This window comes from Halobacillus sp. H74 (assembly GCF_052246715.1).
Classification (GTDB): Bacteria; Bacillota; Bacilli; order Bacillales; family Halobacillaceae; genus Halobacillus; species Halobacillus litoralis_A.
On the sequence record NZ_JBQQCI010000009.1, the window covers coordinates 81,133 to 103,057 of the forward strand.

Consider the following 21,925-nt stretch of genomic DNA (forward strand, 5'->3'; position numbering starts at 1 on the left):
TTTCCTCCTTATTATTTAGAACCTGCAATAATTTTAATTTCGAATGGTTCGATATCACAACCGATACTTGCTTCTATTTCGCTTCCCCATGACTCCAAGCTAAGGTACATTTCCTCATCCTCGGAAACATATTCGGCATATCTCGCCGTGCGTCCATTAACATTACTGCTTCGGCCTTCCCCTGTGACACGAGCTTCCCCCTCTTCGTCTTTATGGAAGGTTTTCCCGTCATGGGTCAATTCTTTCGGAAAAGGCATACTCACTGGCAATTTAATGGTTTCATAAACCCCTAACTCCAGCTCATCATCCATTTCAGCAGCTAACCATTTGGTAGAATTGCCTTCTAATAGTTGATAAGAAAACCATTCATAGGAGCCATCTCTGTAGGTGATCTTACCGACAACTTCATAATCCACAAGATCGTAAGTAACGATGTCTCCTACTTGAATGTTCAATGCATGTCGTTCTTCCACTTCCGGTTTTTGCTGTTCATTTTTTGAAAACAACTTTGAAAAGAATCCCAAATCCTCACCTCTCCTTCAACTATGATCTTGTGTAACTGTATATACGGCTGACTTTATTTAAAGGTTTCACTTTTTCTTTTATTTTACGGATTATCTTGAGGAAACTCAAATCATGCCCCTTATTTACACTCTATTTTTAGGATAACACGTTTTTTTTCATTTTTTTCCCTTTAAAACTTTGATAATTCAGAAAATCGCGAAGACCCCGGAAGAAGCGGTCTTTGCTTTTTGAGGAGGCTGAGGCCGTGCCCGAGGAAAGCGAAGTATGTTGCCGGAGCGGCGTATGTTTATTGCTTCATAAAGAAAACCCGGACGAATTGTCGGGTTTTCTAGCGGGAAAATTCTTTTGGTACAGCCTCCTTATTTATCGATTAATCAATTCTCTGGCATCTGCAAACGCAAGCCCCTGCGCTTCAGCCACTGCTTTATAGGTGACATAACCTTCAAGAGTATTAATTCCTTTAAACAAAGCTTCATTATCATGGCAAGCTTTCATATAACCTTTGTTGGCAAGCTCCAAGGCGTAGGGGACGGTTACATTCGTCAGACCGATTGTAGAAGTCCGAGGAACAGCTCCAGGCATATTCGCTACAGCGTAATGCAGCACCCCATGTTTCTCATATGTTGGATTATCATGTGTGGTTATCCGATCAGTGGTAGCAAAAATCCCCCCCTGATCAATTGCTACATCCACAATCACAGAACCTTCTTTCATTGATCTGACCATATCTTCTGTCACTAAACTTGGCGCTTTAGCACCAGGGATAAGCACAGCTCCTATGACAAGATCTGATTCTTCCAAAGATTCCTGGAGATTTAATGGATTGGACATCAATGTATTGATATCAGACCCGAAGATGTCGTCAAGCTGCCTCAATCGCTCAGGGTTTACATCGATTATAGTAACGTCTGCCCCTAATCCCATAGCAATTTTGGCAGCATTAGTCCCTACGACACCCCCGCCAATTACAGTGACGCGACCACGACGTACACCTGGAATTCCTCCAAGCAGAATCCCCTTTCCACCTCGCGACTTCTCTAAGAACTGGGCGCCGATTTGTGATGCCATCCGCCCTGCCACTTCACTCATGGGTGTGAGCAATGGCAAAGACCCATTGGGTAGTTGCACTGTTTCATAAGCAATCGATATCACTTTCTTTTCTACAAGAGCTTTTGTCAATTCCGGTACAGGTGCTAAATGTAAATAAGTAAATAGGATGAGTCCTTCATAAAAATATCCAAACTCTTCCGGAAGTGGTTCTTTTACCTTCATAACCATTTCTTGACTCCAGGCTTCTTTAGCTGAGCCAACAATTTCTGCCCCTGCCTCTTGATATTGTTTGTCTGTAAAACTTGAGCCGTTTCCTGCGTTGGTTTCAACGAAAACGTGGTGTCCTGCGTTCGTCAAGCTGACAACTCCAGCCGGTGTCATAGCTATACGGTTTTCATTGTTTTTAATTTCTCTTGGTACTCCGATTTTCACGATGAGCCAACCTCCATTCCACTATGAATGATCATCCGATTAGAGCGTGAATGATCCAAAATTATATTGATAGAAAATCAATGAAAGCCCTTTCATTGTATCAAACCCAACTGAAAAACTATAGTTTTTCTTGCACTTAAGACTTTACCGGCATTCACCTGTGTCTGTGAATGACATCTAACCCACCAGTCACTTCATGAATTGTCCCGGTAACCATGTCAGAATCTTCATGACACAAAAAATCGATCATCCTTGCAATATCTTCCCCAGTCCCTGGTCGTCCTATAGGTGTTTCTTGATCTTCGCACCCTCTGCTTTCTTCAATAGAGGCTTCCTTCCACTGTCCTACGATGTTACCAGGGCAAATCATATTGGAAGTGATGCCATGTTCTGCTTCTTCATAGGCAATCGTCTTTGTCAAGGAAACTAAGCCTGCTTTAGCTGCAGCAAATGCAGAGCGGTAAATCCACCCTGAAGCAGATGATGCCCCTTGATAGCCGTAATTTATGATTCGCCCGAATTGCTGCTTTCTCATATAAGGCACAGTAAGTTTCAATAATTGAAAAACTGCGTCCAAATTTCCTCTGATCATAGCGTTCCACTCATCATTAGAATAATCCATCAATTTCTTACGTTCGAATATATATGGACCGGCATTATTGATTAAGTAATCGATACGGCCAAACTCATCAATTGCACGTCGGACAATATTTTCCACATCTTTTTGAACCGTTACATCAGCTCTTACAAGTTGTATCCGGTTTTTCTTTAAAGGAAAATCCTCCAGTAATGAGAAGGCTTTTTTTTCATCATTCAAATAAGTCACAGTAACAGAACAATTTCGGGCCAACATGCGCTCTGTGACTTTTCGTCCCAAACCTTTCGTCCCGGCTGTAATAATTGCATGTCTCATTGACCGCCCCTCCACTTCCTGCCATCTATAGAAATCTCTTCTTATATTCACTTTACTATAAAACACCACTCGGTTTCACTGCTGGGGATTCATCCTGAGGAGTTTCTATGGTCATCTATAATGTAATACCCAGGCAAATCAGCTATTATCAATATGTAGGAAGCATACAATTCCCCTCAATCTTCATCTCATTTACTTGGATTATGAACTATATGACAACGATCCGACTTTGACATCCCCGACAAATTTTAAGGCTGTCGGGGAATGTTATTAATGGTCATCTTTTTTCTTTTGACCTGACTGATAACTCTCGTTCAAGGATGTCAAAACCTTCTGTGACATCTCATCCTCTTTTTGCAGCTGGTCTTTTGGCTTTTCCAAATCATCACCTCTTCTTTAATATTCACAAAATTCTTTGAATTATGCATGGATCATATGTCTATGATGCTTTTTAGCATGATATAATATAAGTAACCATTAGGAAGGGGGCATCCAGCATGACTTTTGAATATAAAGATATCGTAGTCGCTGTGGATGGATCAGAAACAGCAGAGGTCGCGTTTAATAAAGCCATTGACATTGCCAATAGAAATAATGCCAAGTTGATCTTAGCTCATGTCGTTGATACCCGTGCTTTTGCCACTGTAGAAGCTTACGACCGCTCACTAGCGGTTCGGGCAGAGCAATATGCAACAGAGCTATTAAATGATTACCAGCAAAAAGCAGAAAAGGCAGGAGTAACTAACGTTGTTGTCGATATCGAATATGGATCACCAAAAGTGAAAATTGCTAAAGATGTCGCTCCGAAATACAAGGCCGATTTAATCATATGTGGTGCGACCGGGTTGAATGCTATGGAACGTTTCTTCATTGGAAGTGTTTCTGAACACATTACCCGTTACGCTACTTGTGATGTGCTTGTCGTTAGACCGGACAGCCCTGCAACAATTGAGAATGATTGACAAAAGGAGCCCTTCGAATTTCGGGCTCCCTTTTTATTGATCTTTTTTCAATTCATGTACAACATGAGGAAGTTCTGGTAAAATCAAACGCTCCATTGCAAGTTTTACAGCGCCTGAAGAACCAGGAGTGGAAAAAACAGCTGTATTTGCGATGCTACCTGCCATTGCTCGCGATAGAATAGCCGCTGAACCAATATCTTCATTGTAACTTAACATTCTGAATAGCTCTCCGAAACCAGGCATCTCTTTTTCCAACAACTCTGAGAGTGATTCAATCGTGACGTCACGTCCTGCTATTCCAGTTCCGCCATTTAATAAAATAGCTTCCACTTCAGGATGCTTCTTACCTGCTTTCACCCATTTCTGTATTTCCTGCTTATCATCCGTAATAATATTATAATGCACAAGTTCGTTCCCTTGCGCTTTCAACATTTCTATCATTAGTTGACCGCTTTTATCTGTTTCTTCGTTTCGGGAATCGCTTACTGTAAGTACCATACACCCTATAGGGTCCCTGAGGTGTGTCTTAAGATGTTCTAGTGACATTAATTTTCACCTTCCTGATTGATAAGATGGCGATATTGATAAAATTTCATAGCAAATTCAGTGACTTGTTTGGTTAGATGATAATTCGAATAAGCACCTATAGCAATGCTGATAAATGGCAATCCCTGGACAAGTTTTTTCCGAAACATAAGAATGAACATAGACTTGAAGCATTGCTTCATCGGTTGCTCAAGCCATGCTTCGTCCGTCAATTGATCATCCCCTTCAAAAATATAGGGGTGTTGTTTCTCATTCACTTCCCGCATCAACTCATTCCAGGCTCCTGCTTTAAGACGCTTCGGCAAAGTCGCTGCATGAAAAACTTTCAGGGAGACCATCATCTCATAAGGATGATTCATCTCATGCCCAAATGTTAACCCGATTAACTGGATCGCCCGAATGTTCATAAGCATCATCAGCGGGTAATCGATACCAAGTAAAAACCACCCTCCAGCACCCGTCAGCCCACCTTGGGCAAAAGAATAGAGACGGCCTCTCGCCATTTGTTGTTCTGCTATGTAAGTTAACTGTTCGACCGTCAGCTCCCTTTCCATATCTTCAATCCGCTCAATACGGGGAGAAAAAATCCTACCTACCATCAAAATTCTTTCTCTTGCTTCATACTGGTAGGAGGTACCTTGTAAAAAAGCATGTGTATGGAAGAACCAGTCATCTAACTTGGAAAAGAGCTTTTTTCTGACTCCAGGGTCTATGTTGGTGAAGCTTTGACGGATCCAATCATCGTACATCATTTCAAAATCATTCGGTTGGTAACTTTGATATTGTTCCAGCCATATATCCAATTCCGCACGTATACGTTTTTGTGACAAAGCGCTTCCCCCTTGGACTTTGTGTCTTACCATATATTGTAGCCTGAAAGCTTAAAAAAAAGCAATTGCTCGATGTCAAAACAAAGAGCAATTGCTTTTACTACATTATAGTCCTTTTTCAACTGTATCACGAGCAATCATGACTTCCTCATTCGTCGGTATGATCATGACTTTAACCGGTGAGTGCGGATAGTTGACGAACGCTTCTTTACCACGTACTTGGTTAAGAGCAGGGTCCCAATAAACACCCATGAACTCTAAACCTTTCAATACACGCTCACGAATAGAGGTGCTATTTTCACCGACCCCCGCTGTGAAAATGATTCCGTCGATTCCATGCATACGTGCAGCATATGATCCAATATATTTGTGGATACGCGCGGCAAACACTTCCAGTGCTAACTCGGCCCGCTCATCCCCTTCTTCTGCACGCTGTTCAATGTCCCTTAAATCGCTGGAGAATCCGGAAAGAGCGAGCATGCCACTTTCTTTATTCAATACGTTCATGACTTCGTTTGCTGTCTTCCCTGTCTTATCCATAATGAAAGGAATTAAAGCAGGATCAATGTTACCAGAACGTGTGCCCATTGTTACCCCGGCCAGTGGAGTGAATCCCATAGACGTATCTATAGATTTCCCGCCTTCAATCGCCGCAATACTTGCTCCGTTACCCAGGTGGCAGGAAAGCAGACGCAGCTGGTCTACAGGGCGCCCAAGCATTTCAGAGGCACGCTCTGATACATACTTGTGAGAAGTACCATGGAAACCATACTTCCTGATCCCGTACTCTTGATAATATTCATAAGGCAAGCTGTAAAGGTAGGATTGTTCCGGCATAGACTGGTGGAACGCAGTATCAAAAACAGCTACATGAGGTACATTCGGCAGAACTTCACGGAACGAATTGATGCCTGTCAGGTTGGCTGGGTTATGCAATGGAGCCAGGTCAGAAACTTCTTCAATCTCTTTAATGACTTCATCTGTGATAAGAACAGAATCACTGAAACGCTCGCCACCGTGGACGACACGGTGGCCTACACCATTTATTTCTTCAAGAGACTCAATAATCCCGTTAGCTGTCAGTTTATCTAAAAGCAGCCTTACTGCTTCGCCATGGTCTGGGATATCTGTAACGGATTTATCTTTTTCATCATTTACTTCTATTGTGAAAACTGCGTCATCAAGGCCGATTCGTTCAACAAGACCCTTGGTAATGACTGTTTCTTCAGGCATTTCAATCAATTGGAATTTCAGTGATGAACTGCCTGCGTTTATAGCAAGAATTTTATTACTCAATGTTGCTCATCCCCTTAAGTTTTAGGTTCATAATATTCTACCACTACTATTTAATCACCCGTCATCACCGATTTCAAGGTGGATAAGATATGATAACGTTTACTTGTTATATTCGGTATTTTCTCACAATTGCTTTGCTTTATAATCATCAAACCATTGATTCATCTGCCCCAAAATATCGGACATGGCATCTGGATTTTTGAATGAAGGTAACTTCGCCAGCAAGGCTTGTTTTGGAGCTTCAGCACCGTTTCCTTTTTTCTGAAGAATTAATATACTTTTCCCGTGCTTCTCATCTTTGAATAGAGAATCAGACAACTGAAGCATACCTACAATATGAGCCTCTTCTCTCAAGAAAGAATTCAAAGCTTTGGACTGATCACTATCAAACAGGAAGTTCGGTACGATGAACATCAAGTATCCGCCTTCTTTTGTGTAATTCAATCCTTGCTCGATAAACAAATGGTGAGCATATGAAAGCCCATCTCCGGCTTTCAGTTTATATCGAGAAGCCTGGACATCATCGGGGTAGTATCCCACAGGCAGATCAGCCAATACGAAATCTACCGGCTCCATCAAGAAAGGAGCTAAACTGTCCTGGTGGAAAAATTCAATTTCGTTCTTTTGAAGGTTGGCATTAGCCACTGCCAATTGAATCAAAGTGGGGTCCACTTCGCTGGCATAGGCTGTTAAATCCATCTCCAGCTGGTTCATGACAGAGGTGATTAAATTACCACTACCGGAAGCGGGATCAAATAACTTTAATTCCTTCTGGTCTTCAAACAATTTTGAAGCTAAGTAACCCATGAACATAGCAACTGAATCCGGAGTAATCAAATGCTGTTGCTGAGTAGCGCCTTTCATTCCTTTAAGAATGGTAAGTTGTGTAGCCTTTCTGATTTCTTCTTTTTCAAATTCTTCTTTTTTCATTTTCAAGAGTTCATTAGTCAGGTGTGTCTGCAACCCTTCACTCATATCATCAAAAGGTTGACCATTAAAAAGCACGTCCATTGTTTCCGCAATCGCTTCAAGGTATGTGATATTCATATCTTCTGAAATGGTGGTGGCTGTTTCATCCACCCATTGAAATAGCTTTTCCACTTGCTCTTGCTTCATAAATCATTCTCCTTCACTGTCGAGGAATTCATAAAATTAGCTGCATAGCTTTCCAACACTGATGTGCCAACACAAACGTACATTTTTGCATTTTTATCTAACTCAACCATATCGGAATCTACTTCTCAATTCAACAATGATAAACTTTACCGATTCTTGTGAATATTGTGTGCGGTTATAAGAATGAAATGGTAAAATGACTACAAGCTATACATAAGAGGAGGATGTTTTATGAACGATCACCGTAGAAACCTATTCTTTTATTATCATCAAAATAAAGAATTGAATGTTAAGTTGGAATCTCTGTTCCAATTAGCCAGAGACAACGATTTCCATGTGGTCGAAGACTCCCGTGAAGCAAACATCATCATTGCTGTTGGTGGAGATGGCACATTCTTGCAAGCTGTTCGTAAAACAGGCTTCCGTCAAGATTGTCTGTACGTCGGAATAAGAAGTCAAAATGAAGCCGGCCTATATTGCGATTTCGATATCGATGATCATGATGAAATGATTGACGCCATGAAAAATTCTGAAGTGGAAGTCAGAAGGTTTCCATTGATTGAAACGACCATTAATAACGAATCGACCTTTCACTGTTTAAATGAATGCAGTGTTCGTTCCACATTAATCAAATCGATTGTAATAGATGTATACATTGATGACCTGCTTTTTGAAACGTTCCGTGGTGATGGCTTAATAATAGCTACGCCGACGGGAAGTACTGGATATAATAAATCAACCAAAGGAGCCGTCGTAGATCCAAAGCTCCCTTGTTTCCAGATCAGCGAACTCGCCTCTTTGAATAACAACAGGTACCGTACCCTTGGATCATCTTTCATTCTGAGCGGTGAACGCACATTGAAACTCACTGTCCGCCAAGACGGTAACGATCACCCACTCATTGGAATGGATAACGAAGCCTTTTCCATCAGAAACATTCATGATGTTACCGTCAATCTGAGCAACCAAGTCATTAAAACCGTCAAATTAAAGGACAATACGTACTGGAACCGGGTCCAACGCACCTTTTTAGATTAGGATTGGATCTACATGTAGGTAACAAAAATCAGAAAAGCTTGATAAAGAAAAACAGCCAGAGTTGGAAAAGAAAAACCAACCTGGCTGTTTTCTGTTGCATTTAATTATCGAATCATCATAAATACAAAGGATCATCTAATTGTCTAGCGTTGATAGACGATATCTCCATCTACCACGGTCATCGTGACGTTAGCGTCAGCTAATTCATGAGGCTTCAGAGCAAACAGGTCTCTGTCCAGCACAGTGAAATCAGCCAGAAACCCTTCCTGTATCATACCTTGTTCATCTTCTTTATGGATTGCTTGCGCGCTTCCTTTTGTGTAAAGGGATACGGCTTCATAAACAGATAGCTTTTCTTCTGCTTGATAGACAGCATGATCGTAGGTGGCACGACGGTCCGCAGCCGCCCGGATACCTAATAAAGGGTTTATTTCTTCTATCGGTGCATCAGATCCTCCGGCACATTTAACCCCTGCATCGAGCAGAGTCTTCCAGGAATATGAATTTTTCAGACGCATATTACCTAAGCGTTCTATAACCCAGGGAAAATCTGATGCAACAAATGTAGGCTGGATGTCCAGAACTACATCTAACTCCTGTAACTTTTCAATGAGGGATGGACTTAAAATCTGAGCATGAATAATACGGTCACGTTCCCCATTCTGCAATGGATTAGCTTTAATCGCATGTGCCACAGCTTCGACAGCTCCGTCCCCGATCGCATGTACCGCTACAGGCATAGCACGTTTCCTAGCCTCATTAACAAGCCCCGCAAGCTCCTCTTTAGTATGAATCGCTACCCCATATTTTCCGGGAGCATCAGCATAAGGTTCATTCAACCAAGCTGTCCGTCCTCCTAATGCCCCATCGGAAAAGATTTTCAACGCTCCTAATTCCACAAAATCTGTTCCTTGCTTATACCCTAATTGCTCTTTATCAACATCTTCGATGACACCATGGTGAATTAATAGATGTGCTCTGAATTTCGTTTCCTTCCCATCAATCACTTGTTGAAAGGCATCATAAGTTTTTCGAAATCCACCATAATAGTTGAGGTCCTCACTATGACCTCCAACTAAACCATAGGCATGCATATCCTTCACTGCTAAATCAGTTGCTTTGCGTAAATATTCCGGCGTAACTTCCGGCATCGCTTTTTTGACCAAATCCTGAGCCTGGTCATGAAAGTACCCTGAAGCTGATCCATCTTCATCTCTCACAATAACTCCTCCTTGCGGGTCTTTCGTTTCTTCAGTAATGCCAGCAAGCTCCATCGCTTTTGTATTTGCTAAAAGGGCATGGCGGCATACCCTAGTCAGCATCATTGGGTGCTCTGAAGAAATTTCATCCAGCTCATCCTTATGTATGATGCGTTTATCTTCCCACTGGTTTTCATTCCAACCATCACCGATAATCCATTCACCTGGCGGCACCTGCTCTACATGGAGCTGCAATGCTTGTTTAACCTCTTCTGCAGATTTCATGAAGGTTAAATCAAGACGCATCAATCTTTCACCATGTCCGATGATATGCAAGTGACTATCTGTAAATCCTGGATACATAACGGCACCTTTTAAATCGTGTTCTTGTGTGATTTTATTTTCATAAGCCGAGAACAGATCTGGTGTATCCCCAACGGCAACGATTCGCCCTTCTGAAGTAACTACTGCTTCCACCCATTCTCCCTCGTTTTTCATTGTATAGATTTTCCCACCATACCAAAGCTTCATTTCGGCACTCCCTCTCACCTTTTAGTACTACCTATATCATAAATTCCATAAAAAGAGAACTATCTTGACCCATTAATAACAAAATGACAGGTGCAATGGAACATAGCGTGGCTTATCCTGCCTCCTTCTTTCCCAGGATTGCATTTAATAAATGTCCTGGATGTTAAAAAAGCTCCTACCTCTTCCAGGCAGGAGCTTTTATCTGAGATTATAACAAATCACTGAATTCATCGTCTTTCTGCTGATTTGTTTTAATGTGGTCTGCGGTCACTTCAATAACATAGGATTCTTCCAAGGCGTCATCGATATCTTGGGTGAAATCTGTGTTGGATTCATAATAATTCGCTTTTTCCCGATTCGGTTTAGTTTTAGGTGCTTTTGGAACAAACACTGTACAACAGTCTTCAAACGGGCGTATGGAAATGTCATAGGTTCCGATTTTACGAGCGATATCAATGATTTCAAGTTTATCCATAGAGACTAGGGGACGAACGATCGGATAATTGGTCACTTCATTGATCGTGTTCATACTCTCCATCGTTTGACTTGCCACTTGGCCAAGGCTTTCTCCTGTTGTAAGCGACAAAATATTCTCTTTTGAAGCGACCTTTTCACTGATTCTCATCATCATTCGCCTCATGATTGTCATACTATAACCCTCAGGCATCTCCCTGTGAATTTTTTGTTGAATACCTGTGAATGGAATAACATGAATGTTGATTTTTGACCCGTATTTCGCCAGTTCCTGGGCTAAATCTATGACTTTCTGCTTGGCGCGTTCACTAGTGTATGGAGGTGAATGAAAGTGAACAGCATCAATTTCAACTCCCCGCTTCATTGTCAGGTAACCAGAGACAGGACTATCGATACCGCCGGAAAGCATAAGCAAGCTTTTACCCGTGGTTCCAACAGGTAAACCCCCACCACCCGGGTAGTCCTGCGCAGTTACATAAGTTCCTTCATGACGAACTTCCACCTTGATTTCGACATCAGGATTGTGGACATCGACCTTTACATTCTCTGTATTCCTTAAGATATGACCACCGAGTATCGGATTCATTTCCTGAGATGGTATAGGAAATGTCTTATCCGTTCGTTTGGAAGATATTTTAAACGACTTAGCATCATTCGCCTCATTAAAAGCCAATAGAACAGCCTCTTTCATTTGTTCTTCTTCTTTGTCTACCTTTACAGTAAAACTGAGACTATGGATACCAAACACATTCTGACACTTTTGCATAACTTCATGAGGGTCTTCGCCATTCAGATGAACGAACATTCGTCCTTGAGTTTTTTGAATGGTTGTTTCAGGATGTTTTCTTAACATACGTGCGATATTGCTTTGTAACTTCTGTTCAAATGCTTTTTTATTTTTTCCTTTTAGAGCCATTTCTCCATATCGAATCATTATACGATCAAAATTCATTGATACTCACCCCATCGTTTGCTGTAATTTTTCTACTGTTGTGTCTAAAATTTCAAGAAAATTCTCTATTTCTTTTTCATTATTTTGATAAGACATGCTTACCCTGAGAGCGGATGTAGTCAGGTCATGATCCAGATTACAAGCTTTTAATACTGTACTTACGTCTGGCTGTTTTGAGGAACAAGCTGATTTCGTAGAAATGAAAATTCCCTTTTGTCCTAAGGAGTGGATCACGACTTCCGGCTTATAGCCTGGAATCGAAAAATTGACGATATGTGGAGCTCCATCCCTAGGAGAGTTGATCTGACAATAAGAGCGTTTTTTCAAACTTGTCCACAGCAAATGCCTGAGCGTGCGTAAGTGATCGCTCTTACCACTTTGGTCTTCGTGTAGTAAACGAAGAGCTTTCACAAAAGCGACCGCCCCTGGCAGGTTTTCTGTACCAGCCCGAACTTCTGACTCTTGACTACCACCATGAAGCAAAGGAAATAAAGACACGTACTTTTGAACGACCAACGCTCCTGTACCCTTTAAGCCATGGATTTTATGGCCGGAAATTGTACACAAGTCTATGCCCCAATCCTTTATTGGTAAATCGATTTTCCCTATGCCCTGGACATGATCAACGTGGAAGAATATTTTTGGATAATCTTTTAATATCCGGCCTATTTCTTTAATCGGCTGGAGCGTTCCTAACTCATTATTCACCGACATGATACTTACAAGGGTGGTATCTTCTCTAAGAGCGCCTTTAAGCTCCTCCAGATTAACCTTCCCCTCCTTATTTACATTTATATAAGTGACTTCAAAGCCCAAAGACTCTAGTGCACCAAATGCCTGGATTACAGAAGGGTGTTCAATTCGGGAGGTAATCAAGTGCTTTCCTCTCGTCTGATGTTGAAAAGCAATCCCCTTGACTGCCATATTGTTCCCTTCCGTTCCACCTGAGGTGAATACCACTTCTTGAGGATCTACCTGCAACAAGCTGGAGGCTTGTTTCCTTGAACGTTCTAACAGACGTTCTGCTTCGCTTCCAAAGCTATGGACAGAGGAAGGGTTCGCATAATATTGGTCAGCTGCTTTCTGGAAACTGTCCAACACTTCCGGAAGTGGTCGGGTTGTCGCACTATTATCTAAATAAATCATGAGCTTTGACTCCTTTGAATTCAAATTGCAGTCCATTATTTTATCATAACATTTTTATCAAATAAACTGCGACATTTCCCTGGTAATGCCTTTACAAAGTAAAACAAGCACCTGCTTAACCTGCAGGTGCTTGTTTTCAACTATTATCAGATTCTGATTCATCCAGTTCCAGAGTTTCCAAAAGAGTATCGATGCTTAGCTTCCCATCATCATTAACATCATCGATCCACCTATTTGTAATAACTTGTTTCCCAATTATGGTTTTGGTTTCGGAGGTCTGTTCATGTATTTCAACCAGGAAATTCGCTGATTCTTGTTCGCTAAGAGTTTTGCCGGAGGTAGGTGAATGGAGGGCCAAGCTATGATTGCCCACCGCATCATCTCCACTTGATGGAGACCACAGGAAAAGCAATAATACGCTGGTCCACACAAGAATCATGGCCGTTCCCAGACCAAACATTAAACGCTTTTTCATAGTAACACTTCCTACACGAGTACTTCTTCTTCTAAATCAATCTTAGAAAATAAATCCGGATCCACTTCTTTTATGGCCTCTGCTGCTAATGTCAGAGCTTCATCGTAATGGAAAGTTCTGAATCGATCTTCTGCCTCTAAGAGTTTTGCAGCCAGAAGAGGATACTTGCTTCTGTAGCGGTTACCATACTGAATCACTCGCTCTGCAAAGTGTGCCTTTTCCATCACTTTTTCCGCATCCTGGCTTAATTGTTCAGTCATCTCTACAGCTTCCTCTAATTTCACCAGAACAATCGTCATATCCAATGGCTGCTTCTCAAGGTTTTGGAAAACTTCATCAACCTTCTCACTTGCCAGTTTCATATCTTCATAAATCGAAGTGGGAATGCCCGGAATATTACTACGCTTCAAACGACGGTGTGTATCCAAAAGTAATTCTTCCATGTTAGCAAGTTTCTTCTTAGCTTCACGCTCATCTTTCCGGAGACTCTGGACCCGCTCATTGAAGTAGCCATGCTGCTCTTGAAGTTCTCCCACTTGCTCCTGGACTTGTTCTAAATCTTCCCGGAGAGCAGCATAGGAGGTCTCTCCATCTTCACGTTTGAAATCGATACTCGTCATCCGATTCTTTAATTGGTTGAACCAATTCTTGACGCCTCGATATGATTCCAAGTCTTCTTCTTCCAGTTGGTATGTGATTTGTATTTCTTTCAATTCCCGCTCCGTATCTGTCAACAAATAGTCCAATTCGTCCAATTGGGCTTTAAGTGGAACCAATTGTTTTTCTACATAATGATGAGCAATCGCTTCACTTTCAAGCAGTTGGTACATTTCTTGAATACGTACTTCTATTCCATTTAAAGTTTCTTCAACTTCTGTTTCGTCTCCCTGTTCAAGTTGGACAACCATTTCTTCCAATGAACGCTCATATTTATGTATTTCCGGTAAGAAATCAAAGTGGGAAACCCGGTAGCCTTCAGCTTTCATATCGTCCAAACCGTATTTTAATTCTTTCAATTGTTCAGGCAGCTCTGATTTTGCTTTTTTGTAACGATCCGGGAAGTATTGTATGCCTTCTTGTAACGCTACTATTTCTTCACGGATATTCTTCACTAAAGCGTTAGCTTCAATATAGTCCCCTTGTTCTGCCAACCGTTCATATTCACTTAATTGATCCTTCAGGTTATCAACGCGCTGTTCAAAAACATGAATCGCTTTTCCATATTGATGCCGGTTTTGAATCAACACTTTCGCTAAATCTTTTAATTCCGGCTCCATCGTTTCAATTTCAATCCGGCTCTGTTTTTCGGAATCGAGTAAGTTTTCCAACTCTTCCAACATTCTCTTAATGTCTTCTTCAATGTTCAGTAACTTCTTTTCGGTCTGAGCTAACACTACTTTCACTCTTTTCAAGCGATATCGATCAGCTGCTTCCTCTGCATCGAAAAGATCTTCTTCAAGCTCCGGCAGTTCTTTTGTAAGGATTCGATCCCAACGGTTCCGCCAATTCTCGAATTTCTCTTGAGTCTCACCCGAAAGGTTCAAATTCTTCACCTTGGATAACTCTTCGGTGACGCGCCGATTCATGATATCCATTTTCCAACCTTCTAGGCGATCTACTTCATCATAGACTTTTTTCCGCCAAATCAGCCCTATGATGAACAATGCAATAAGTAGTAAAATAGCCCCTATGACAAACTTCATAAATAGCCTCCTTACAATAAACGTGTCATACGGATGTATTACGTTCCGATATATGATTTAGTTGTTTATAATGATACCATGTAAATCATACTTTTGGCTAAAATATTTCAAATTTATTATCATATTGACAAAAAATTCAAACGCAAAGGAGAAATGTGATATGAGAGATGGACATGTCCATTCACCCTACTGCCCTCACGGCACAACTGACTCCTTAAAATCTTATATTGAAAAGGCAATCCAATCCGGTTATCACTCTCTGACATTTACAGAGCACGCTCCATTACCTCCTTCTTTTTCAGACCCTGTCCCTGAAAAAGATAGTGGAATGAATTTAAAAGAGATCGATGATTATTTCACGGATATTGAGAAAATGAAAGAAAATTATAAAAACGACATCGTCGTTCAAAAGGGGTTAGAGGTTGACTATATTGAGGGGTTCGAGGAAGAGATCAAGCACTTTTTGGATATTTATGGCCCTCATATGGATGATAGTATATTGTCTGTACATTTCTTAAAGGGCAAAAACAATTGGTATTGTATTGATTATAGTCCTGAAATGTACAGGGCTTCTATGGAGGACATCGGTAGTAATGACCATTTATACCAAACGTATTTTCAGACACTTAAGAAATCAATTTTGAGCGACCTGGGTGAATTTAAACCAAAGCGTATCGGTCATATGACACTTGTTAAGAAATTTCGTCATTTATTTCCTGCTCCGGAACAGTGGAATGAATATGCGGTCGATTTCCTTGAATTTGTGAAAAGCAATGACTTTTCACTTGATTACAATGGGGCAGGTACAAAAAAACCCCATTGCAAAGAAACTTATCCACCTCTAAATTTAGCGAGACGGGCTTCCTCAATGGGGATTCCTCTGATTTACGGTTCAGATGCTCATAAATCTTCAGCTATTACACAAGGTCTGGATGATATAGATGAAAAGCTGCTTACATTTTAGCAGCTATCAATTGTACAGATTGATGATCGTTCATAAGTTCACTATACACCCTGACGAAATGGTCTATGGATGCTTCTGTTATAAAAGGATCCTTGAACTCCTGAGGCATCATGAATGGTGCATTAAGAAGCCCCTTTAATTGTAGAAGGCAAAGCTTCTCTTTAAAAGTCACTTCGATTTGAGAGTTTTTCTGAAAAAGAAGTTGTATGAAAAGATGATTCTCCTTCGCTAAATAAGTAACAAGCATCTCACGAGCAAAAACGGTGTTCAAAGTTAATTCCCGATAAAGCAAACAGGAAAGTTGATAATGGGATTGTTTATAATGTAAAATTTTTGTCACTAAAGAATTCAAATGATTATCATCGTCAGTAAGCTGCTCACTTTCTAACATCTCAAGATAAGGTTCAAAATAACTGACAGCAAGCGATTCAAAAAGACCTTGCTTACTTTTGAAGTAGTAATGGATCAAGGAGACATTGACATTTGCAGCCTTTGCAATATCTCTCACGGATGTCCCATTGAATCCTTGGCTGTAAAATAGGCGGCAGGCTACATCTAACACCTTAGAACGTGTCATGTTCAGTCGAGTCATCATTTTTCCCCCTTAGGAAAAGATTCTCTATTTTTGTAGGATTTCCTGCCTATAATCGTCCATCAAATACCGACATGAATTTCAAACAACTGTCGAATCACGCAAAATCAGGAGGTATGAATATGTTTCAATCATCTGCCTATACCGGCACTAAAGAAGAAAATTATGGTCTATTGAACAAACAATTGAAAGCCCTCATTGAAGATGAACCAGATGCCATTGCTAATTTGTCGAATGCTTCTTCCTTACTGAACCAATTCTTAGAAGATGTGAATTGGGTAGGGTTTTACTTATGGAAAGAAAGTCAACTGGTGCTTGGTCCGTTCCAAGGTTTGCCTGCATGTGTAAGAATTCCATCTGGCAAAGGAGTTTGCGGCACAGCCGTTTCTGAACAAAGTGTACAGAGAGTCGAAGACGTTCATGCCTTTCCGGGGCACATTGCTTGTGATGCCGCAAGTCAATCAGAAATAGTCATACCTATCTTAAAGGATAAAGAGATTTATGGTGTCTTAGATATAGACAGTCCTTCTAAAGGCAGATTTGACGAAATCGATGAAGAAAAACTGCTTGATTTTGTCACAACCCTGCAAAAGCATTTGTGAAATTAAAAACAGCCCCTTCATTCATATACTTTGGAAGCGGGCTGTTTTAGTTCTTTAAAAAGAGTTGCGATACTCTTCCGCAATGACCAATTTATTTTTACCAGAATTTTTAGCTTTATAAAGGGCTTGGTCCGCTCGTTGAACAATCTGTTTTCGGTCAGGCATACTCTTTAAGATATTCCAAGAAGCCAGGCCGCAAGAAACTGTCACAGAAGGATGAGTATTGACAACAACTTTTTTTCGCATCCTTTCAGCCAGTTCATGTGCTTCTTCGGCTGAAATCAATGGTAAGAATACAGCCAGTTCCTCCCCTCCCCACCGGGCTGCTATTCCGACTCCTTCAATGTTATCCTTAATGACATCCGCCACCTGGCAAATGACTTCGTCCCCGATTTGATGACCATATGTATCATTAACCAGTTTGAAATCATCAATATCAAAAAGAATCAAATGCCCTTCCTGACTATCCTCGATATGCTTCTCTACACATTCATCCAAATGAATTCTCGAATGTAATTTTGTCAAATAATCAGTGATCACGGCTTTCTCGAGCTTTTCCCTCAGCATAGAATTGGCAAAAGCGAGTGTCGAGTGATGGACCAGTGATTGCAAAAGTTTGAATGATTCGAATGTAAAAAAATATGGTTCTTTGTGAAGCACGATGGCCAAACCATTTATATGTTCATGATCAGTCATCGGCACTGCCATCACTGATCTGAAAGGACTGTACGCCGTCATTTCATTTTGAAAATCGCCGATAAACAATGCTTCTTCCTGATCTTGCACCATTTTTTCCAGTTGTTTGACCAAAGAGGTGCACTGCTTTGAAGTGAAAAAAGATGAACTTCCTTCAAGTACATAATAATCAGGTTGTTCCACATTCCATGTGAGGAAACCAACTTCATGGGCGTGGAACGATTGTTCGATTTTGAAAGCCATAAAACTTATCTTTTCAGTTAATCGAATATTTGAATTTAATTTTTGAGAAGTAGAATTGATCAATTGTAAATCATCATTAAGTTTTCTTGATTGTTGATAGAGTTGAGCGTTCTCAAGTGCGTTACCTGCTGTATTTGCAATAAGGAGAAAAAATTCTATATCTTTTTTCGGAAAATATAAATAGCTCGGTGCGATCACTTGTAAAACCCCATATATCCCTTGTTTTCCTTTTAACGGGGCGTATAAATACGATTGTTTTTCTTGAAGGCGATCTTCTATTTGTATTTCACCCGTCATGTAAGCTTGTATACTCGCTTTTGAAGATGGATCCATATCGTATGCAAGCTCACGGACCGGTAAGTCTTTATCAGTTGTATAATCTTGCGATAACAAAAGGTAATACTGAAAATCAGGATATACCTTCCTCAAAGTCTCAATCACTTCATTCAAAACTCCATCTGTATCAATAGAAGAATGAAATTGAGAGGTAACTTTATAAAGCAGCTCATACTTCTTCTTTTCTTCAAGAGTCGAATATAGACCTTCGACTTTTTTAATACATTTCGTCAGTTCATCTGAAAGTACCTTAAAAAATCCTTCTCCAAAGGAAGGAAGTTGATCGAACCCTAAGACTAAGAACCCAAATATCTTCTTTCCTGACCCAAGCGGTGCGATCGACAAATCCATCGTTGACTCTCCAGTACGTATGATATGTTCCACTTCCTTTGATCTGAGAGAGTCAGAGTCTGGATGTATGAGGTCATCTAAAGAAAAGTGATTACGTAAAAATGGGTGACCTGAAGAAGTTTCTGAGTACAACCGGAAATGGCCTTTCCATTCATCCAAAAAATAAATAGCACTGAAATGGGCGCCCGCTGCTTCTTCCATTTCTATGGAAAGATTGACAATGAATTGTTCAAAGGTGTAAGGTGTCTCGGTCGTGACTAACTCGAATAATTGACTTTGAATTTTTTGAATTCGCTGTTCAATAAAGTTTTTTACAATCATTCTATTCACCTATCTTCCCTTACAAACTTATGGAGTATATTGTACCATGACTTTAATCATCTCAACGACCATATTAATGGAATTTTTTCCAATTCGCTTAAAAAAACGATTCCTTTGCACTGAATTAAGGTAATAGCTTGGAAGAAACATCGCTTATCCTCTTGACTTAAGGTCTATATAAAATTATAATGGTCCTTGTGTAAAATAAATGGCAGCCTATGTGAACCGTCGTTGTTTTCATTTTGTTCCTTCACTATCGGAGGTGCATCGCGTAACTCTCTGCTGCTGGGGCGAAGGTGCATGAAAACATAATGAGCAATGAAAGAAGGAACACACTGTTTTTATTTTATGCAAAATAAAATAAAAAGGAGGAAATTCCTATGGCACGTTATACAGGTCCAACCTGGAAAAAATCTCGTCGTTATGGTATTTCTTTAAGCGGAACTGGTAAGGAGCTTGAAAAGCGCCCTTACGCACCTGGACAACACGGTCCAAACCAACGTAAAAAACTATCCGAATTCGGTCTTCAACTACAAGAGAAGCAAAAGCTTCGTTTCATGTACGGTTTGACTGAGCGTCAATTCCGTCGTATGTTTGAAGAAGCGGGTAACATGAAAGGGATCCACGGTGAAAACTTCATGATCCTTCTTGAATCCCGTTTGGATAACATCGTTTACCGTCTTGGTATAGCTCGTACACGCAACCAAGCGCGTCAGCTAGTTACACACGGTCACGTAACAGTAGATGGTGGTCGCGTTGACATCCCATCTTACCGCGTAGCTCCTGGTCAAGAGATCAGCCTTCGTGAAAAATCTCAAAAACTTAACGTCGTAGAAGAGGCGATCGAAGTAAACAACTTCGTACCTGAATACCTCACTTTCGACGAAGACAAGCGTGAAGGAACGTACACTCGTTTTCCTGAACGTTCAGAGCTTCCTTCCGAAATCAACGAACACCTTATCGTTGAATTCTACTCCCGTTAATAGAGTCAGATATTTAATTGATACAATAAAGCCCATGAAATGTAGGTTCACTTACATTTCATGGGCTTTTCTTTTTCTATGGATAATATCATTCGACGTGAGCGGACCAGTTCGTAATTTCGTTAGAGTGAAAAGGGACGTTGGGAAACCAGTCGTTTCCCAAAGCCCCTCTATATAGTATGAAAATATCCATATTCTAAAGTGTGCTTCCTAAGCGATTACCAGTAAAACCTTTATTGGAATCTAATTAGGAAATACTTTTTCTTGCCACGTCTAATAATAGTGAAACGGTCTTCGATTCGATCCTGTTCTCCAATCGTGTGCTTCAAATCCTGATTGCGTTCTCCATTGATATATACTGCACCATTCCCGATATCTTCTCTCGCTTGTCGCTTAGAGGATGAAATACCACCTTCAACTAGCAAATCAAGAAGTTGAGGATTTTTCACTTCAGAGGTGTAAGCAGGTACATCCTTAAACCCTTGCTCAATTTCTTCTCCAGAAAGAGCTTTAATGTCTCCACTAAATAGAGCTTCAGAAATACGCTCTGCTTGCTTCAACGCTTCCTTGTCATGGACAAGCACTGTCATTTCTTCTGCTAATCTACGCTGAGCAACCCGTTTTTCAGGCTGTGTTTCCACTTCCTTCTCTAACTCTGCAATCTCTTCCAGACTTAGGAAAGTGAAGGACTTCAAGAAGCGGATGACATCGCGGTCGTCGGCATTGATCCAGAACTGGTAAAACTCGTAAGGAGAGGTTTTTTCAGGATCCAGCCATACCGCACCGCCAGCTGTTTTTCCGAATTTGGATCCATCTGCTTTCGTGATCAATGGAACCGTCAAACCGTATGCATCTACTTCTTGCTCCCCCGCAGCTGATCGCCTCAGTAATTCCAAACCTGCTGTAATGTTCCCCCATTGGTCACTCCCCCCTATTTGAAGGGTACAGTTCTCTTTTTCATGAAGTTGCTGAAAATCTAATGATTGAAGAATCATATAAGAGAATTCAGTAAAGCTGATTCCTTGTTCAATTCTCGATTCTACAGAGTCTTTAGCTAACATGTAATTGATCCCAAAATGTTTGCCGGTGTCTCTCAGGAAATCTATGATGGTCATTTGTGACAACCACTCATGATTGTTTCGGGCTACAGCTGCGTTGTCCCCCTCTTCAAAGTTGAGGATTTTTGCAAGCTGGTTTTTGATGCTTTCGCTGTAATCGTGAACGACTTCCGCATTGTTCAATTGACGCTCCGTAGACCGCCCGCTTGGATCACCAATCATGCCTGTACCGCCACCAACTAAAGCGATAGGTCGGTGTCCTGCCTGTTGGAATCTTTTCAGCATCAAAATCGGGAGTAAATGTCCGATATGCAAACTGTCAGCTGTTGGATCGAATCCACAGTAGAGCGTGACTTGGCCGCTATCTAAATGCTTTTCTAAACCTTTTTCATCTGTAATCTGATTGACCAGACCTCGCTGGTGCAAATCTTTTAACAAATCCATTCTGACCACTCCTCTTATCATTTTCCTATATGTTGAGCTATGGTTGCAGGGAACCTTGGAGATGGAAATACGAGAATAGCCCATTCAGTCAGAAGACGAAAAAAAGACCTCTTCCCCATAAAAAGGGACGAGGTCTTTTCGCGGTAC

At 40.9% G+C, this 21,925-nt stretch carries 20 protein-coding genes and 1 other annotated feature (1 of these 21 cut by a window edge); of the genes, 5 read left to right on the top strand and 15 right to left on the bottom strand.

Annotated elements, in window-relative coordinates; translation table 11 throughout:
* Window positions 1-11 precede the first annotated feature (11 nt).
* The 3 genes from ACTWPX_RS17965 to ACTWPX_RS17975 form a co-directional block, all read right to left on the bottom strand.
* On the bottom strand, window positions 12-524 hold the full coding sequence (locus ACTWPX_RS17965) for a DUF4178 domain-containing protein (protein ID WP_443120914.1): 513 nt from the start codon (window positions 522-524) through the stop codon (window positions 12-14).
* Window positions 525-888: 364 nt separating this feature from the next.
* Entirely contained in the window at window positions 889-2,007 is a 1,119-nt protein-coding gene (gene ald, locus ACTWPX_RS17970) for an alanine dehydrogenase (protein ID WP_443120915.1), read from the bottom strand.
* Window positions 2,008-2,161: 154 nt separating this feature from the next.
* Entirely contained in the window at window positions 2,162-2,920 is a 759-nt protein-coding gene (locus ACTWPX_RS17975) for an SDR family oxidoreductase (protein ID WP_443120916.1), read from the bottom strand.
* A 497-nt stretch (window positions 2,921-3,417) separates the two neighbouring features.
* Here ACTWPX_RS17975 and ACTWPX_RS17980 point away from each other — a divergent pair, with 497 nt between their 5' ends.
* Window positions 3,418-3,882, top strand: a complete 465-nt coding sequence (locus ACTWPX_RS17980) for a universal stress protein (protein WP_128526211.1) — start codon at window positions 3,418-3,420, stop codon at window positions 3,880-3,882.
* 33 nt (window positions 3,883-3,915) lie between these two features.
* On the opposite strand, the gene ACTWPX_RS17985 is transcribed toward ACTWPX_RS17980, so the two are convergent.
* From ACTWPX_RS17985 to ACTWPX_RS18000, 4 genes are all read right to left on the bottom strand, one after another.
* Window positions 3,916-4,428: a MogA/MoaB family molybdenum cofactor biosynthesis protein gene (locus ACTWPX_RS17985; protein WP_443120917.1), complete on the bottom strand. Its 513-nt coding sequence runs from the start codon at window positions 4,426-4,428 to the stop codon at window positions 3,916-3,918.
* Complete coding sequence (locus ACTWPX_RS17990; RefSeq protein WP_443120918.1) at window positions 4,428-5,258, bottom strand: EcsC family protein; 831 nt, start codon at window positions 5,256-5,258, stop codon at window positions 4,428-4,430. The genes ACTWPX_RS17985 and ACTWPX_RS17990 overlap by 1 nt, the downstream gene beginning before the upstream one ends.
* A gap of 105 nt (window positions 5,259-5,363) precedes the next feature.
* Window positions 5,364-6,554, bottom strand: coding sequence for an acetate kinase (locus ACTWPX_RS17995; protein ID WP_443120919.1), 1,191 nt, complete (start codon window positions 6,552-6,554; stop codon window positions 5,364-5,366).
* Window positions 6,555-6,677: 123 nt separating this feature from the next.
* Entirely contained in the window at window positions 6,678-7,670 is a 993-nt protein-coding gene (locus tag ACTWPX_RS18000; protein ID WP_128526207.1) for a class I SAM-dependent methyltransferase, read from the bottom strand.
* Window positions 7,671-7,901: 231 nt separating this feature from the next.
* Here ACTWPX_RS18000 and ACTWPX_RS18005 point away from each other — a divergent pair, with 231 nt between their 5' ends.
* Window positions 7,902-8,708: an NAD kinase gene (locus tag ACTWPX_RS18005; RefSeq protein WP_443120920.1), complete on the top strand. Its 807-nt coding sequence runs from the start codon at window positions 7,902-7,904 to the stop codon at window positions 8,706-8,708.
* A gap of 143 nt (window positions 8,709-8,851) precedes the next feature.
* Here the strand turns inward: ACTWPX_RS18005 and ACTWPX_RS18010 are convergent, their stop codons facing one another.
* The 5 genes from ACTWPX_RS18010 to ezrA form a co-directional block, all read right to left on the bottom strand.
* Complete coding sequence (locus tag ACTWPX_RS18010) at window positions 8,852-10,438, bottom strand: amidohydrolase (RefSeq protein WP_443120921.1); 1,587 nt, start codon at window positions 10,436-10,438, stop codon at window positions 8,852-8,854.
* A 208-nt stretch (window positions 10,439-10,646) separates the two neighbouring features.
* Window positions 10,647-11,864: a tRNA uracil 4-sulfurtransferase ThiI gene (gene thiI, locus ACTWPX_RS18015; protein WP_443120922.1), complete on the bottom strand. Its 1,218-nt coding sequence runs from the start codon at window positions 11,862-11,864 to the stop codon at window positions 10,647-10,649.
* A 6-nt stretch (window positions 11,865-11,870) separates the two neighbouring features.
* Window positions 11,871-13,010 carry a cysteine desulfurase family protein gene (locus ACTWPX_RS18020; protein WP_443120923.1) on the bottom strand — a complete coding sequence of 380 codons (1,140 nt, stop codon included), beginning with the start codon at window positions 13,008-13,010 and terminating at the stop codon, window positions 11,871-11,873.
* A 136-nt stretch (window positions 13,011-13,146) separates the two neighbouring features.
* Complete coding sequence (locus ACTWPX_RS18025) at window positions 13,147-13,485, bottom strand: hypothetical protein (RefSeq protein WP_443120924.1); 339 nt, start codon at window positions 13,483-13,485, stop codon at window positions 13,147-13,149.
* Window positions 13,486-13,496: 11 nt separating this feature from the next.
* Window positions 13,497-15,188 (bottom strand): septation ring formation regulator EzrA, encoded by a 1,692-nt coding sequence (gene ezrA / locus ACTWPX_RS18030; RefSeq protein WP_443120925.1) that lies wholly within the window; start codon window positions 15,186-15,188, stop codon window positions 13,497-13,499.
* Window positions 15,189-15,348: 160 nt separating this feature from the next.
* Here ezrA and hisJ point away from each other — a divergent pair, with 160 nt between their 5' ends.
* Window positions 15,349-16,152, top strand: coding sequence for a histidinol-phosphatase HisJ (hisJ, locus tag ACTWPX_RS18035; protein ID WP_443120926.1), 804 nt, complete (start codon window positions 15,349-15,351; stop codon window positions 16,150-16,152).
* Here the strand turns inward: hisJ and refZ are convergent.
* A complete protein-coding gene (gene refZ, locus ACTWPX_RS18040; protein WP_443120927.1) occupies window positions 16,142-16,744 on the bottom strand; it encodes a forespore capture DNA-binding protein RefZ in 603 nt (200 codons plus the stop codon). The two genes, hisJ and refZ, sit on opposite strands and share 11 nt — an antisense overlap.
* A 122-nt stretch (window positions 16,745-16,866) precedes the next feature.
* Here refZ and ACTWPX_RS18045 point away from each other — a divergent pair, with 122 nt between their 5' ends.
* On the top strand, window positions 16,867-17,346 hold the full coding sequence (locus ACTWPX_RS18045) for a GAF domain-containing protein (RefSeq protein WP_443120928.1): 480 nt from the start codon (window positions 16,867-16,869) through the stop codon (window positions 17,344-17,346).
* 54 nt (window positions 17,347-17,400) lie between these two features.
* On the opposite strand, the gene ACTWPX_RS18050 is transcribed toward ACTWPX_RS18045, so the two are convergent.
* Complete coding sequence (locus ACTWPX_RS18050) at window positions 17,401-19,293, bottom strand: sensor domain-containing diguanylate cyclase (RefSeq protein WP_443120929.1); 1,893 nt, start codon at window positions 19,291-19,293, stop codon at window positions 17,401-17,403.
* Window positions 19,294-19,673: 380 nt separating this feature from the next.
* Between ACTWPX_RS18050 and rpsD the strand changes: the two genes are divergently transcribed.
* The gene (gene rpsD, locus ACTWPX_RS18055) at window positions 19,674-20,276 is read left to right on the top strand and encodes a 30S ribosomal protein S4 (protein WP_128526196.1); all 603 of its coding nucleotides are present in this window, start codon (window positions 19,674-19,676) and stop codon (window positions 20,274-20,276) included.
* 233 nt (window positions 20,277-20,509) lie between these two features.
* On the opposite strand, the gene tyrS is transcribed toward rpsD, so the two are convergent.
* Window positions 20,510-21,778 carry a tyrosine--tRNA ligase gene (gene tyrS / locus ACTWPX_RS18060; RefSeq protein ID WP_443120930.1) on the bottom strand — a complete coding sequence of 423 codons (1,269 nt, stop codon included), beginning with the start codon at window positions 21,776-21,778 and terminating at the stop codon, window positions 20,510-20,512.
* A gap of 120 nt (window positions 21,779-21,898) precedes the next feature.
* Window positions 21,899-21,925 (bottom strand) — a binding site (T-box leader) (it continues 181 nt past the right edge of the window).

What these genes read in the sequence shown, in the direction of transcription:
- ACTWPX_RS17975 (WP_443120916.1), bottom strand. Translation starts at nt 2,920, where the DNA reads ATGAGACATGCAATTATTACAGCCGGGACGAAAGGTTTGGGACGAAAA.
- ACTWPX_RS17980 (WP_128526211.1), top strand. Translation starts at nt 3,418, where the DNA reads ATGACTTTTGAATATAAAGATATCGTAGTCGCTGTGGATGGATCAGAA.
- ACTWPX_RS17985 (WP_443120917.1), bottom strand. Translation starts at nt 4,428, where the DNA reads ATGTCACTAGAACATCTTAAGACACACCTCAGGGACCCTATAGGGTGT.
- ACTWPX_RS18000 (WP_128526207.1), bottom strand. Translation starts at nt 7,670, where the DNA reads ATGAAGCAAGAGCAAGTGGAAAAGCTATTTCAATGGGTGGATGAAACA.
- ACTWPX_RS18005 (WP_443120920.1), top strand. Translation starts at nt 7,902, where the DNA reads ATGAACGATCACCGTAGAAACCTATTCTTTTATTATCATCAAAATAAA.
- ACTWPX_RS18010 (WP_443120921.1), bottom strand. Translation starts at nt 10,438, where the DNA reads ATGAAGCTTTGGTATGGTGGGAAAATCTATACAATGAAAAACGAGGGA.
- thiI (WP_443120922.1), bottom strand. Translation starts at nt 11,864, where the DNA reads ATGAATTTTGATCGTATAATGATTCGATATGGAGAAATGGCTCTAAAA.
- ACTWPX_RS18020 (WP_443120923.1), bottom strand. Translation starts at nt 13,010, where the DNA reads ATGATTTATTTAGATAATAGTGCGACAACCCGACCACTTCCGGAAGTG.
- ACTWPX_RS18025 (WP_443120924.1), bottom strand. Translation starts at nt 13,485, where the DNA reads ATGAAAAAGCGTTTAATGTTTGGTCTGGGAACGGCCATGATTCTTGTG.
- ezrA (WP_443120925.1), bottom strand. Translation starts at nt 15,188, where the DNA reads ATGAAGTTTGTCATAGGGGCTATTTTACTACTTATTGCATTGTTCATC.
- hisJ (WP_443120926.1), top strand. Translation starts at nt 15,349, where the DNA reads ATGAGAGATGGACATGTCCATTCACCCTACTGCCCTCACGGCACAACT.
- refZ (WP_443120927.1), bottom strand. Translation starts at nt 16,744, where the DNA reads ATGACTCGACTGAACATGACACGTTCTAAGGTGTTAGATGTAGCCTGC.
- ACTWPX_RS18045 (WP_443120928.1), top strand. Translation starts at nt 16,867, where the DNA reads ATGTTTCAATCATCTGCCTATACCGGCACTAAAGAAGAAAATTATGGT.
- ACTWPX_RS18050 (WP_443120929.1), bottom strand. Translation starts at nt 19,293, where the DNA reads ATGATTGTAAAAAACTTTATTGAACAGCGAATTCAAAAAATTCAAAGT.
- rpsD (WP_128526196.1), top strand. Translation starts at nt 19,674, where the DNA reads ATGGCACGTTATACAGGTCCAACCTGGAAAAAATCTCGTCGTTATGGT.
- tyrS (WP_443120930.1), bottom strand. Translation starts at nt 21,778, where the DNA reads ATGGATTTGTTAAAAGATTTGCACCAGCGAGGTCTGGTCAATCAGATT.